11 protein-coding genes are annotated in these 13,968 nt (G+C 41.1%); 4 read left to right on the top strand and 7 right to left on the bottom strand.

Annotated features, from left to right (window positions below):
* Positions 1–156 precede the first annotated feature (156 nt).
* Positions 157–423 carry a hypothetical protein gene (locus G1O98_RS01100; protein WP_114080135.1) on the top strand — a complete coding sequence of 89 codons (267 nt, stop codon included), beginning with the start codon at positions 157–159 and terminating at the stop codon, positions 421–423.
* A 78-nt stretch (positions 424–501) separates the two neighbouring features.
* Here the strand turns inward: G1O98_RS01100 and G1O98_RS01105 are convergent, their stop codons facing one another.
* The 3 genes from G1O98_RS01105 to G1O98_RS01115 all read right to left on the bottom strand — a co-directional run bounded on the left by G1O98_RS01105 (position 502) and on the right by G1O98_RS01115 (position 5,416).
* A complete protein-coding gene (locus G1O98_RS01105) occupies positions 502–2,121 on the bottom strand; it encodes an NAD(P)/FAD-dependent oxidoreductase (protein ID WP_163926781.1) in 1,620 nt (539 codons plus the stop codon).
* Between the two features lie 64 nt (positions 2,122–2,185).
* Positions 2,186–3,211, bottom strand: coding sequence for an LD-carboxypeptidase (locus G1O98_RS01110; protein WP_163926782.1), 1,026 nt, complete (start codon positions 3,209–3,211; stop codon positions 2,186–2,188).
* 720 nt (positions 3,212–3,931) lie between these two features.
* The gene (locus G1O98_RS01115) at positions 3,932–5,416 is read right to left on the bottom strand and encodes a CIA30 family protein (RefSeq protein ID WP_163926783.1); all 1,485 of its coding nucleotides are present in this window, start codon (positions 5,414–5,416) and stop codon (positions 3,932–3,934) included.
* 46 nt (positions 5,417–5,462) lie between these two features.
* Between G1O98_RS01115 and G1O98_RS38900 the strand changes: the two genes are divergently transcribed.
* Together G1O98_RS38900 and G1O98_RS01125 are read left to right on the top strand one after the other, a co-directional pair.
* A complete protein-coding gene (locus tag G1O98_RS38900) occupies positions 5,463–5,786 on the top strand; it encodes a hypothetical protein (protein WP_175586460.1) in 324 nt (107 codons plus the stop codon).
* Positions 5,787–5,829: 43 nt separating this feature from the next.
* Positions 5,830–6,027 carry a hypothetical protein gene (locus tag G1O98_RS01125; protein ID WP_163926784.1) on the top strand — a complete coding sequence of 66 codons (198 nt, stop codon included), beginning with the start codon at positions 5,830–5,832 and terminating at the stop codon, positions 6,025–6,027.
* On the opposite strand, the gene G1O98_RS01130 is transcribed toward G1O98_RS01125, so the two are convergent.
* From G1O98_RS01130 to G1O98_RS01145, 4 genes are all read right to left on the bottom strand, one after another.
* Complete coding sequence (locus G1O98_RS01130) at positions 6,024–7,700, bottom strand: alpha/beta hydrolase (RefSeq protein WP_163926785.1); 1,677 nt, start codon at positions 7,698–7,700, stop codon at positions 6,024–6,026. The genes G1O98_RS01125 and G1O98_RS01130 overlap by 4 nt on opposite strands.
* Before the next feature lie 304 nt (positions 7,701–8,004).
* Complete coding sequence (locus tag G1O98_RS01135) at positions 8,005–8,565, bottom strand: hypothetical protein (RefSeq protein WP_163926786.1); 561 nt, start codon at positions 8,563–8,565, stop codon at positions 8,005–8,007.
* 88 nt (positions 8,566–8,653) lie between these two features.
* Entirely contained in the window at positions 8,654–10,003 is a 1,350-nt protein-coding gene (locus tag G1O98_RS01140) for a cytochrome P450 (protein WP_163926787.1), read from the bottom strand.
* A 128-nt stretch (positions 10,004–10,131) separates the two neighbouring features.
* Positions 10,132–12,024, bottom strand: a complete 1,893-nt coding sequence (locus G1O98_RS01145) for a lipoxygenase family protein (RefSeq protein WP_163926788.1) — start codon at positions 12,022–12,024, stop codon at positions 10,132–10,134.
* Between the two features lie 809 nt (positions 12,025–12,833).
* Here G1O98_RS01145 and G1O98_RS01150 point away from each other — a divergent pair.
* On the top strand, positions 12,834–13,871 hold the full coding sequence (locus tag G1O98_RS01150) for an aldo/keto reductase (protein WP_163926789.1): 1,038 nt from the start codon (positions 12,834–12,836) through the stop codon (positions 13,869–13,871).
* Positions 13,872–13,968: the final 97 nt, after the last annotated feature.

The raw sequence follows: 13,968 nt of genomic DNA on the forward strand, positions 1-13,968 counted from the left end.
TTTTAATACTCTTTAACAAATTTAAATTTAGCCAAGAAAAGCTTGAAACCATTTATTAGTGGATATTCTGGCAGTGATGATGAAACGTTTACAAAAAGGTGGCAGTATAATCGGTGACTGACAACCTGCAATTTATTTATAGCTAAGGGGCTATTTATGTCAGATCAATTCACGTTTACCGTTACCAATGACACCGAACAGGCAATTACAGAGTTGTGGGTATCTGTCGATGATGAAGATTGGGCTTCATTTACCTTGAGTGATTCAGGGATTCCATCGGGTGAAACAGTAACAATTGCTTGGGCTGAATATACAAATGATTCGCCCTGTGAATGGTATATCTCTGCTGTCTTTGAAGATGAATCAGAAAGTGAGTCAGCTCTATTTAACTTCTGTGAAGAACCAGCTTTAACGTTCGGCTAAATTTCCCATTGCGATCGCATCCAGTATGATTTCGTTCTCAGTCGAAGCCTGGGAATGCCTAATCTGAAGGCTGCCGCCTCAAGACTTGCGATCGCAATTCCTCAAAATACTTAAAGCCACCGCCTCTGCCACCTTAATCCCATCGATACCAGCCGAGAGAATTCCCCCTGCGTATCCCGCTCCCTCCCCAGCCGGATAAAGACCGACTGTATTTAAACTCTGATAATCTTCTTTGCGTTTAATCCGAATCGGTGATGAAGTGCGGGTTTCCACACCAGTCAATACGGCATCATCCATTGCAAATCCTTTAATTTGTTTGTCAAAAGCAGGAAGTGCTTCGCGGATGGCGGCGATCGCATAATCTGGTAAACTCTGGCTCAAATCACCTAAATGTACTCCAGGTGTATAAGACGGTTTAACCGTGCCCAATGCTGTAGAGGGACGATTGTTGAGAAAGTCACCTACCAACTGCCCCGGAGCTTCATAAGTTCCACCACCCAATTTAAAAGCCTGTTCTTCTAAACGTCGTTGAAAGTCAATTCCCGCCAAAGCATTCCCCGGATAATCTTCGGGGGTGATGCCCACAACGATCGCACTGTTGGCATTACGCTCATTGCGAGAGTATTGGCTCATCCCGTTGGTGACAAGTCGCCCCGGTTCTGATGCAGCTGCAACCACCAAGCCTCCTGGACACATACAAAAACTATAAACGGAACGACCATTTTGACAGTGGTGAACCAGTTTATAATCGGCAGCACCTAAAATCTTATGACCAGCTTGAGGGCCGAAACGACATTGGTCGATGAGAGACTGGGGATGTTCCACCCGAAAGCCAATGGAAAAAGGTTTAGGCTCGATGTAAACTCCGCGATCGTATAGCATTTGGAAGGTATCGCGGGCGCTGTGCCCCACTGCCAGAACTACATAATCGCTGGCGATATATTCCCCACTGGCAAGGGTGACTCCCCGCACTTGTCCATTTTCGATGTTGATATCTTCCACCCGACTTTCAAAGCGAATTTCGCCGCCGAGGGATTCGATTTTGGCACGCATACTTTGGACGATTCCCACCAGTTTGAAGGTGCCGATATGTGGTTTGTTGATATAGAGAATTTCTGGTGAGGCTCCGGCGTTGACGAGTTCGGTTAATACTTTACGCCCATAATGCTGAGGATCTTTAACTTGACTGTAGAGTTTGCCATCGGAAAATGTACCCGCTCCACCTTCGCCAAACTGGGCATTAGATTCGGGGTTAAAGTCTGATTTTTTCTTCCAAAAGCCAAAGGTATCAGCAGTGCGATCGCGAACTTTTTTGCCACGTTCTAAAATGATGGGACGGAAACCCATTTGTGCCAGCATCAAACCTGCAAATAATCCACAAGGCCCAGTACCAATCACAATGGGGCGAATCGCCAAATTGCTCGGTGCTTTTGCCACTGGGCGATAACTCATGTCTGGCGTAACCATTACATGAGGATCTTTTTTCAGGCGCTTGAGTAGATGAGTTTCCTGAGTCGTTTCTACATCCAGAATATAAACAAGGGTGATCTCTCCTTTCTTACGGGCATCATAGCTACGCTTGAAGATGGAATAGCTGATCAATTCTTCGTCCGTGATTTGCAGCTTTTTGAGGATGGCAGACTTGATCTCATCTTCAGGATGATCAAGCGGGAGCTTTACTTCTGTTAGTCGTAACATAGCGAGGAGAAATTCATACTATCTATCAAAATTTTAATCAAAGTCAGTGTGGTACAGCTGATGCTTAAACCAGACTGACAGCCGACTCTAACATTCGTATTATCCCAAGTTCAGCATCTATTTCCACTTCCACACCGATTGGCAAGGTAAATTTATCTTTAATATGACCAATCATTGAACCGTACCAAGCAGGAATACCTAAAGGAAGTAGGTGTTGTTGCAATACTTGCATTAATGTAAATGATGGTTCATCCCCAAGACTACATTTAGTGCATTGCCCAAAGATAAAGCCAGCAATTTGATTAAGTATCCCAGCAGTTTTTAACTGCGTCAGCATTCTATCTATCCGGTAAACATCCTCGCCAACTTCTTCCACAAATAGGATGCTTTTGTTCCAAGAAGGTAGATAAGGTGAACCTATCATCGCTGATAGCACTGATAAGTTTCCACCGATGAGTTTACCTCTCGCCTTTCCTGGTGCTATTGTCTCCACCCGCACTTCGCTAGGCTTGAGATTTTCCATAGTCACTGCTTCACCATTAAAAAGGATGCGTTTGAAGTAATCGACTGTAAATTGATTCCAGGTAGATGTGGCAACTGGCCCATGAAAAGTAATCATTTTACTACGGGCGTTAATTGCCAACAACAGCGTTGTAATATCGCTGTAACCAATGATAATTTTCGGATAGGAGCGGATTAGTGAATAGTTGAGTAGGGGTAAAATGCGATTACAGCCCCAACCTCCACGCATAGGGATAATTGCTTTGATGGTGCGATCGCTAAACATCAAGTTTACATCCTGGGCGCGATCGATATCTTTACCCGCTAAATAGCCGTAACGGTCTAAAATATGCTTCCCCAACTTGACTTTTAACCCTAATTGGGAAAGTGATTGCTGTGCTGCTTCGATATCTTTAGCGTCAACAATACCCGCAGGGGCGATTAATCCTACAGTATCTCCCACTTGTAGGCGTGACGGCTTGCGGATGATGTTTGGAGATGGCTTACCTTCAGCAGTAAATGCTGGTATCTGGGTGGCTAAGGTAGCTAGTCCACAGGTTGTAATAAATTCCCGACGTTTGATATTCATAACCATTTAGTTGGGGACTAGAGACTGTTTTCGTAATACCCAGTACCCAGTTTTGTAAAGAGTAGTCATAGCACAATAGAGTTCAGTTAGTGCCAAAAATCTTAAACTGCGTAGGTTTGGGTTGCGGTTTCCCGACTTGTACCCCTACGGGGAAGCAAGCTACGCTCTTAGCGTTCCCATAGGGGTAGCAAGTGGCATTTGAGGAACGAAACCCAACCTTGTATCTTAGAAAGAGTAGTAGACCGTCCCAACCTAGGTCATAATAGACCGCTTTGTAGTATGTGGCACTACAAAAATCTCCATTACAGAACTCGAACAGTCGCCGGGGTCAAAACTTTAAACACTGAAAGTTCTCTTTTTGCCTACAAGCGAAATCCAGCAACTGGGGAAGGTTCAGCGGCGATGCGACCATCTTAACCCAATACTTTTCGGTTAAGGGGGAAAGGGAAAGGGTTTGAATTTTCCTTTCCCCATTGCCCTTTAACCTTTCCCCAGACCAAAAGAAAGATTATTGGGTTTAACCGAAAAGTATTGCATCTTAACCAAGAGGCACAAGTCTTTTTGCCCATACCAGGCACCGCTGAATCTAGCGCAGAGTTCCCCTATTGCGTCAATCTTCCCAGTCGCTATTTTTTGTTAGCGATCGCTTGACTTTTAAGACAGTCGCTACTATTTCTCTTAACCCAAGCGTATTGGAGTATAAGTCTGTAGTCAATTCACTTATTTATCCTTTACTAAGTTAGAAAATAGCCTCTGCCAATCGATAGAGTTAACAGTATTGTCTGTCTGTTTTACCTCAAAGGTGATATTACAAGCTGGTGCTATTTTTAGCGCTTGCACACAAAGTTCTGCCACATCTTCACGGCTGATTTTGCCCTTAATATTATCGCCTTGCTCGAATATTAATTCCTTACCCCCTGGTTCCTCAGTTAAAGCACAAGGTCTAATAATCGTATAAGGAATTCCGCTTTCTCTTAAACTATCTTCTCCCTTCAACTTCCAAGTTAGAATTCCTCCTAATTGGTCATTTAATTTCACTGCTGGCGGTTCTTCATCTAAATTAATGCCAGGGCGACCGGGACGAGTTACGCCTGCTGAACTGACTAGGACAAATTGTGGTAAAGTTGTACCGCCGTAAGCCTTAATTGATTCCAATTGAAAAGTAAAACCACCAGGGGAAAATTTGGGATTCAAAGCCCCATCATATTCAAATTTGCTCAACATTAATTGGAATGAACAAATTCTAGTCTGCTCAATAGGCGGCGCATCTTTGACAACTTTTGCCCGAAAGACGGGAATCAAATCTGCAAAGGGTATGTGAACATCTATCCAAGTATTAGCTACTGTGTCAAAAGAATAGCTGTAGCCAATGCCATCCCATTTTGTATCTGTTCGTAGGAAGATTTTATAACGTTGTCCATCACCTTTGACGTGCAATTTCACACCTTCATAACCGGATAAGTTGAAGGGGGGATCAAAATTCTTAGTTCTAACAGATGCAAATCCACCAGAGTTAGCGGTGGAGACATTACCAGCAAATAAAGCTGTATTTTCTACTAATTGAATATTACTGGCACTCACGCCACCCATGACAACATCATCCAACGCCCCCCAGTTATCTTTTAATTCTGCTGATGGCTTGGTGAAATCAAATATCGGTTTTTCGTTTGCTTGGGGTAAATATTTTGCAGCCGCTTGGACTAAGTTTTTGACACCTTGATATTCTACATTTTCTGGGGTGTCGCCAACAATTTCTGGCTGGTAAAATTTCACACCTTGATAATATTTGGCTCTATCGGCTGTGTCTCCCTCAACTGGTTGCACGCGCACTGCTGTGCAGCAAACTACAGCTTGGATATCAGCCATAACTAAAGGAGTTAAAGTTTCTGGTTTTGTGATATCTGCAACTACTAAGTCTATATCATTACCTAGAATCGACCGTGCTTTGTCAATGTCTCGAACTAGGGCGCGAACTTTATAACCCTGTTGGAGCGATCGCTGCACCACTCGTTTACCTACACCACCTGTTGCACCCGCTACAAGTATTACACCCACGTTTCTCCCTCCATTGGGTCTATCTTGATTATCCTTTGGATGGCCTTGGATTAACTGCTGTACCCAGTTAAGGAAAGGAATTACCTCAAAGTAAGTCAGGGTTTTGAGAAACCTGCCTAAGTCCCATTGAGAACGATTTTTGTCAGTCATATTTGCGTCCTCATAACTTTCTTCAGTCTAGCCCAATGAGCTAGTTATGTTGTCTTTAAGCCAGTCCCACACTTTTAATAGTTTTGTCCAAACCGCAAGTACTAAGCAGGTTCTGCCCATCTGGGCTGATGGCAAAAGAATTAATATTGGTTTTATGCGTCATCGACTGGGACTGAGAGCCATATTGATCGATCTAATGGTTGAGGTTGAGATTAAAGGCGACGAGGCGATGATTCAGATTTTGGCGGAATTCTCCAAGCGCAATGCATCTTACGTTAAGGGAATTCCCAAACTGACCATCTCACTTGATGAATCTCCTTTGTGGATTTTGGGACAGTATCTCACTCAACTCGCAATACTTTTCGGTTAAACCCAATAATCTCTCTTTTGGTCTGGTGAAAGGTTAAAGCGCAATGGGGAAAGGGCAATTTAAACCCTTTCCCTTTCCCCTTTCCCCCAAAACCCGAAAAGTATTGACTCAACTCGGACTGTCCACTGAGTCGTGGCGATCGCTGGAGGATGATCGGAGGGTTAGGTACTATCGATTGAATACTGAGGATGTCACGTTTGTCCAGCCTGTATTACCAATGATTTCGGAATCTCTTGTCTAACGTTGAGTTTTTTGTTGATAAATTTGCGGCGCAAGAATCACTTGAATTTGCTTTTCTTGGCATCTTTGAGAAAAAACGCTAATTTGCTCAAGCTCGTCTCCTTCAATTGACAAAGATTCTAAAAATCCTTGAAATCCTAAAAAAGCTAATTCGTAAATGGCTTTCTGGCTAAAACCACCTCCAAAATAGCCTGTGTGGGTATCAATACCTTGAGGATCTCTATTGTTAATAGATTTCCGAATAAATGCCAAGGTTAGGAGAATGTAATTCCCAAAATTTATCGCAGGCTTTTGGATGGCAGAACTAACAATTCCGATCTGATCTATCCGGTCATCTTTATAATCTGTACAGTCAAAATATGTAAATAAATCTGCGGGTTGTACCGACTCTTCTGACATTTTAGTTATCTCTTCAAGTTTTCTATGTTCGCTACTAGAAGAACGAATTTCTAAATATTTATAAGGGTTGTCAAGTCTATAACCTTTGCCATAGTCTTGCTTGTGCAAATTAACAACTCCATATCTGGGTGTGTGGCCCACTGAATCATTTTTATTGTTGAAATGCTTAACTGTTATATTACCAAGCCTGTATCCACTAATACGAGTTCGTGCTGGGAAACTAAAATAATTTGCGGCAGTAGAGGTAAATCGTAACGCTAAGTCTCCCTCATTACAAAATATATAAGCTTCTTCGCAGCGACGTAAAGAAGAACGAAGGAAATTAGCACGTCCTGGCAAGATACTTTCTACAGGAATATCAGGTGCAACTAGTACAAGTCTGCCTAATCGAAATACATTGCCAATATCCGAATCCGGTTTTTTATTAATAGATTTTACATCAAAAACATCAGAGAGAATACGAATTACATCTGTAACTACAAAACATCCCATACTATGACTAATAAAAGATAATTTAATCCGTTTATTTCGCGGTAGTTTTACCGTATAATCAAGCTGTCTAATCAATTCAACTAAATCTGTAACTCCGTAATTAGTCGCTCTATAAGTATCACGAAAATAAGTAGATAGTCTAAGAATAATTAATGTAAAAATAATGACAGATACAATGCCAGATAAAATTAACATCGCTGTGAAAAAGTGGACAGCGCTATTACTCAAAATATTTAGGAACAATAAAGCTATAGCAGACCATATACTAATTGTTAGTCCCAAAGCTAAATTGATAGCTAGTAAAATTGGTAGAGAAGAAAGTGCGTTGATTAGCTTTTGCCCGAAAGAACCAGACTCATCCGTTTTTATGGGATTTTCCGATGGCCATCTATATCCGATAAAAATATACTTATTTGGTTGCTGAATAGCCGTATTAATGTATTCATAAATCTTTTTGCAGCCTGTCTCTGTATCCGATGGTGTAGAACTATATCCATGAATATTTATAATAATTTCTGGTTCGGGGCTGGATTCCAAAGTTTTAGCAATTTTCTCAATCATGTCTTGGGTTGAAGGTTCAGCTTGTCCATCATTGATATTAAAAAGCTTTTTATTAGCAACTAATGATAAATATCTATTAGAATTATGTTCTTCTGTCTCAACGTTCAGTTTGGCAGTACTGACTACTAAATAGCCAGGGATTTTTTCCTGATTAATTTTTTTAAATTCGTAAATTTTATACGGTTGATTGTCTGGCAGATTTTGATTATCACAATAGTTCATCAGGTCTATTTCCTTTTACAATTAAGACTCAGTATATCGTAATCGCTTTTTGTTGGTGTTAGAGCAGCCTGCTTAGATAATGAATTCACTAAATATTTATATGAATTATCTATAAGCAAATCCTGCCTTCTTGTTTAATCTCTTGAAGTAAGCCTTTAACTAATTTGGGATTGCTGAATCAAAATAACGAATTAGAGGCTTATACTTTTTATTACATGAGTAGTCATTTTTAGTCTTGACTGCTTTTCTAAAAGAGTATTGACTAGGAAACGGGTAAACTTGCTACCCAAAAGGACAAACCATGTCAATTTGAGTGGTGTGCAATCACTAAACACTCATTTTTCACCCTAGAAAGCATATCGTTAAAAGCAGGAGTATAACAACCATCTTGATCAACAACCTTACGGAGAGTATACTCACCAGCCCTAGAAAGTCCGCCGAACCAAATGTTATTTCTGTACCAAATATCTCCATTAAGAGAATTTTTGTCTTGGGACATTGTACAACTTACAATCAATGTTGAAATTGGTATTCCCAGCAAAACAGGGATGACTTGAGCTTGTTGCAACGTTTCATCTTCAAATTGAATTTTGTAAATTACTTTAAACCATTGAATTAAACGTAGTAATATCCAACCCGCAATCGAGTTATGAAAAGTCCACTGTAATGGAGCAAAGGTTGGTAAAACCAAAGTTCTACTCTGCATATTCCATTCCAAATTGTACATAGTAATGCAAGTATCTGGCAGAGGATTCCCATCCATAAAAAATACACCCTTAAGGATAGATGGTAAGTTTGTTTCTTTAATTGGAATCATCCAGGTTGCAATATTATCTAGTTGCTTCTCTTCAATTAATTCGGTCATACTAATTTTTAATTCGTAATGAATATACACCCAAAAAGCACTTACAAACATCCTCTAATTCAAAACTTCCGGCTCTTAATTTTATTACTTACAGTCGTTGAGCAAAACCTTGTAGCACTAAATTATTAGGAGTAACGGCAGTCACTTTTTCAAAATCCCACTTGACTTCTGTAATTGAGTCCCATTGATAGTTCTGGAACAGATGTAAACAGAAAATCTTGATAAAGCCAATTGATAAGGATTTACCAGGACAGGCTCGCTCATGCTCTTCACCGTTCCAAGATAAAATATCTGAAAAATTCCGTGTAAGGTCAAAATCATCTGGATTTTGGTATCTGTTGGCATCCCGATTAGCTGTAAGAATAGAGCCAAGCAAACGAGTACCTTTTTGGAATGGACATTTTTGTTCTCCAATCTCAACTTCACCCCCTTCAGTGGTGAGTTGGCTAACAAACCGCACAGGTGGATAGAGACGAGCCGTTTCTAAAATCACTTGATTGAGAAGTGTTAACTGTTCTAGAGCATCTGGGTCTAAAGTTTTCTTACCATTCCAGACTGCATTCACTTCTGACACTACATCATTTCTGAGGGCATTATCCAAGCAGAGAACGCCAATAACTGATCCTAAAAGCGCACTCGTGCCGGCAGTACCAGCGATATGAATCATATCGAAAAGGGTATTAGCGATTTGGTGTTCGTTCAACTGATACTGAGCGCCTGTTTCAAAGTAAGATGCCCATAAAGCTGATTGTTTATATCGCTTGGTTAAATATTGACGATGCCGAATTTTTGGTGCTGTTAATATTGCCAGCAGATACTTGTTAATAAAATTAGGCAAGGATGCGAGAGCCAAACCTTTAATGTAACTATCGGATGCTGTAATTTCTTCCTCAGATAAAGATATCTGAAAAACCAGTTGATGCAAAACTGATAGCATGATCTTTGGTAAATCGTTACCGATGTGTAATTTGCCTTGTTTAGCAGCTTCTAACAAGCTTTGCTCAACTAGATTCCCTAAGAAGTCTATCTTTTGAGACGGTTCTGGTAAGGCTTGTAAGATTACAGTACGTAGTCCTGTGTGTTCGTTACCGTTCGTTCCCAAGCTCAGAGGATTATCAAGCAGGTAGTTAGGAGCTAATATTCTGATGATGCCTAAATCATTTCCTCGCAGTTGGGGTTGGGTTTGCATTAGTTCCCTCACCTGCGAGTGAGAGGAATGCATAATTGCTTGGTCTACCGCAAAATACTTGTCTCCAATATTGTCCTTACGGATGTAGAGAAAGTCCCGCCACGCTTTGAGTATGATTGAGGCATCTGTATAATAGAAAATCAAACGCAGAAACTTGCCGATCGCAGTGTCATAACCTACTTTGGCTAGTATAGGTGCAAGCCAAAGCTGGCGATCGTGACCTTTGAGAACTTTATCTTTAAGTGTCATAATATTTATTTTGAGTCATTTGTCATTGGTCATTTGTCATTGGTCATTTATTATTGGTCATTTATTATTGGTCATTTGTCATTGGTCATTTATCATTGGTCATTTGTCGTTAGTTATTTGTCCCTAATTCAGATATTGATGCTTTGAGGAATTTTAGAAGGAAGTAGATACTCATAGGGTGGACGGTGCAAATTACGTTGCTTGATGGTATCTTCTACCTGCTGAAGATTATTTTGGAATGCCTGCAACAATTGTTTTATTTTTTTGTCTGTAAAGTATCCTTGCTGATATTCGCCCAGCTTGTTGTAATACACAGATCCCAACAAGCTGAGTAAGTTGTATTGCCGTTGCGCCTGATCTAAAGGGGGGAGCAAATTAAGGTAGTCTTGTTCAGTAACTTCTCTTTTAAGAGTTGAGGCTGGTAAATAACCTGCCATTGGTATAGCTGCGGCATAGCCCATCAAATCTTTTTGCGGAAAGTTAACGGCTGCATGTTGGGCACTGGCAGTAAAAATAATCAGTGTAGTGGCATCAATTAGGTAATTTAGCGTTTTGATGCTTCCATCTTCGCCAAAATCAGGGATACGCCCACCATCGTAAGCTGGGATTTCGGCTGCCCACGCTTGCAATGCTCTGTCTTTTTGAATGTCTTCATCGGTTGTGTAGTAAAGGTTCAGGTAGTCCCAAACCCATTGATGAATAGCATCCCATACTAATAATGCATCATCCCGGTAAGGATAAATAGGCAAGAAACTGGGATCATCCACACCGCGCTGTTGGAATTGCTTAGGTAAGATGGCACTATTGAAACCATAGCTTTGCAACCCTAGCACCGCTAAAACGCGAGAATTATCGATTGATGCTGAGAGTAATCTATCGACACCACCGCCTGGAGCAATGAGAGTACGTTGGGCAGCATCGTTAATTGCTAAGGTGCTATCAAAATGCGGGCGCAGCAGGATTCTCAGGGGATGGGTGAGTGGCAATTGTCGAGCAGTTGCGATCGCAAAAACACCAACTAAAAGATGAGTTCTTGCTAGGTGAGTAACAGCTTCGTGGTAGTTAGCATCTGCTATTTGGACTACTGTTTTGGCAAAAAGCCAAGAGTATTTACCGGAGTTAGGGGTAACAATTGGATAATCTGGGTCTGGGGTTTGACCGCATTGAATGGCTACCGGACGCAATAGACGGGTGGGATCTGAGCCTTTGGGTAAAGCAAAAAGTGCTAGGGGAGCATAGAGATATTTTTGCTCGTGTGGGAATGTACCGTTGATCGCACCATCTAAAATTTTATAGTCAGCTAAGTAGAGTCTTCCTTCAAGCCCGGCTGCTGCTAATGAATCGTCATTTCCCATCACTGCTTGATAATGTTCGTCTGTGACTGGGAAGCGATCGCTTAGAGTGGTTACTCGCTCAATCATGACGGGATTGTAGCCAGCTACTCTCATGTACGCAAATACTTCATCTTCCTGGTAAGTTTTGGCGATGGCTGGTAGACTAATCACCGGAAACAAATTTTCGTAGTCCTTGAGACTGGTTGCATGTCCTGTAGGCTGTCCTTCATATAAAAGGGTAATTATCCTATTTAGAGCATCTCTGAGGATCGCAAGTCCGTTTTCTTTCAGAATAGAATGAAAAAGCTCGTCGAGTTCTCTAAAATCCTTAGATATCCCTTTGAGCAAAAGCTGAGGGATAATTTGCAGGATTCTTGCCAGAATGCTGATTCGGGCTGGTAATGCTCCCTTGAGCAAGGCTTCTAAAATAAATCTTTCGACATCATCACGAATCGATTTAGAATCTTTATTGCCTCTGTTGACAATCAAGGTATTGATAAAAAGAACTCGTAACTGCTGGGCTAATAAAAAATACCAGTTAGTGGTGAACTCTTCCGTAATAGAAAGCTGATCCACCATCGCAATAGATGGAATATGGTTGTAGTTATATTGATACTCTTGCCTAGCTATATCTAAAGTATGAGTACTTGATGAACTGATTGAATGATCTGGTGATAAAGCAGTCATTGGCTCTACTCATGTGTAGTACTGGGAAATTTAACACTTGAGGATAAACAGGTTTGAGTTACTAACTTTCGGTCAAAGGAACAGGGAACAGGCAACGGACAACAGTGAAGATTTTTGGTTAGATGCGGATCTTGTTACCTCGACCTTTCATCGGGTCAAAAGCCCCGTCCCAATGGGACGATTGTGTTGGACGGGTTAACAGTCCCCTTCCAACTCCTGCCCTGTTCCCTATTGCCTTTATCTAAACTTATTATCGCAATCAAGTTTGAAATTTTGATTTTTCTAAAGAAATTTTCTGGAATTTCTCAATTTTTGAGCCACACGCTAAATGTTTCGAAATTTTGCAAGGAATATTTAGCACTACAAATGATACTTGCCAAGATTTAGAAACAATTCTCTAATAACACTTTCGGACTAAGGCACTGTGTTGGAGTTGACATTTTAACTACTGAAACAACATCAGGAAGACGACTATTAGATTCTTCTTCTGCTTCCTATGTCTCCAATTTTTCCTTTACTTACACAGCGATGGGATACAATACTTTTCGGATAAACCCAACAATCTCTCTTTTGGTCTGGGGAAAGCTTAAAGGGTAAGGGGTAAAGGTAAATAAATTTAAACCCTTTCCCTTTCCCCCTTAACCGAAAAGTATTGCGATGGGATATTCTTTTCTCTTACCCTCCCTTTATCAAAAATCTATCTCTACCTCACTGCTTTTCTCCTTCAACAGTTAGAAGCAGCGAATTTTGCTCCCATGCAAAGCTAGCTATCAGGGCAAGTTCTCATACTGTGGCAAAAGGATTAATTTGTGGATATTAACAGACGAGATTTACTGAAGCTAGTTTCTGCTTCTGGTTTAGGTGGAGCTGGAGTATTTGCTTTACAAGGTTTCACTAAACAGGTTTTAGCACAAAATCAGCCTACCCCACTCCAGATAAAAAAAGGTGAAATGCTCTACAGGCAACTAGGACGCACTGGAGAACAAGTATCTGTAATTGGTCTAGGTGGTCATCATATTGGTAGACCAAAAGATGAGCAAGAGGGTATTAATCTGATCCGTACTGCCCTCGATCGCGGGATTAATTTTATGGACAATTGCTGGGATTACCATAACGGAGGTAGCGAAATTCGCATGGGTAAAGCTCTGCAAAATGGTTATCGTCAAAAAGCTTTTCTGATGACTAAAATTGACGGTCGCACAAAGGCGGCCGCTACTAAACAAATTGATGAATCTTTAAAACGTTTGCAAACAGACCGCATTGATTTATTGCAGCATCATGAAGTCATTCGTATGGAAGACCCAGACCGGATTTTTGCCCCTGGTGGTGCGATGGAAGCAGTTGTGGAAGCACAAAAAGCTGGCAAGATTCGCTACATAGGCTTTACTGGACACAAAGACCCTTTAGTACACCTGAGAATGTTGGAAGTTGCCAATCAAAACAACTTCCGTTTTGATGCAGTGCAGATGCCGTTAAATGTTATGGATGCCCATTTCCGCAGTTTTGAGAGGCAAGTTTTACCCAGACTGGTTCAGGAGGGAATTGCTGTACTGGGGATGAAATCAATGGGCGACCAAAACATTCTCAAAAGCAATGTGGTCAAGCCTATCGAATGTCTGCATTACGCGATGAATCTGCCAACTTCAACGGTGATTACAGGCATTGAAAGTATGCCCATCTTAAACCAGGCTTTCGAGGCAGTACGTACTTTTACACCCATGAGCCAAGAACAAGTTAAAGCATTACTGAATCGGACTCGCCAAGCTGCTCTTAAAGGTCAGTATGAACTGTTTAAAACCACTAGCCAATTTGATGGTACAGCCAAAAATCCTGAGTGGTTGGGATAAGTTTTAAGCAAACGGGTTTTGGGTTTAAGACCCCGACTCAATCAAACACGGACTTTGGTAATACGACTATTTAATAAAGCCACAGCAGACTGTTGCA

This window comes from Nostoc sp. UIC 10630 (genome assembly GCF_010747425.1).
GTDB lineage: Bacteria > Cyanobacteriota > Cyanobacteriia > Cyanobacteriales > Nostocaceae > Nostoc.

Bases quoted from the DNA above. Each gene is read 5' to 3' on its own strand.
- G1O98_RS01135 (WP_163926786.1), bottom strand. From the start codon at position 8,565: ATGACCGAATTAATTGAAGAGAAGCAACTAGATAATATTGCAACCTGG.
- G1O98_RS01105 (WP_163926781.1), bottom strand. From the start codon at position 2,121: ATGTTACGACTAACAGAAGTAAAGCTCCCGCTTGATCATCCTGAAGAT.
- G1O98_RS01110 (WP_163926782.1), bottom strand. From the start codon at position 3,211: ATGAATATCAAACGTCGGGAATTTATTACAACCTGTGGACTAGCTACC.
- G1O98_RS01125 (WP_163926784.1), top strand. From the start codon at position 5,830: ATGGGGAAAGGGCAATTTAAACCCTTTCCCTTTCCCCTTTCCCCCAAA.
- G1O98_RS38900 (WP_175586460.1), top strand. From the start codon at position 5,463: ATGTTGTCTTTAAGCCAGTCCCACACTTTTAATAGTTTTGTCCAAACC.
- G1O98_RS01145 (WP_163926788.1), bottom strand. From the start codon at position 12,024: ATGACTGCTTTATCACCAGATCATTCAATCAGTTCATCAAGTACTCAT.
- G1O98_RS01130 (WP_163926785.1), bottom strand. From the start codon at position 7,700: ATGAACTATTGTGATAATCAAAATCTGCCAGACAATCAACCGTATAAA.
- G1O98_RS01100 (WP_114080135.1), top strand. From the start codon at position 157: ATGTCAGATCAATTCACGTTTACCGTTACCAATGACACCGAACAGGCA.
- G1O98_RS01115 (WP_163926783.1), bottom strand. From the start codon at position 5,416: ATGACTGACAAAAATCGTTCTCAATGGGACTTAGGCAGGTTTCTCAAA.
- G1O98_RS01140 (WP_163926787.1), bottom strand. From the start codon at position 10,003: ATGACACTTAAAGATAAAGTTCTCAAAGGTCACGATCGCCAGCTTTGG.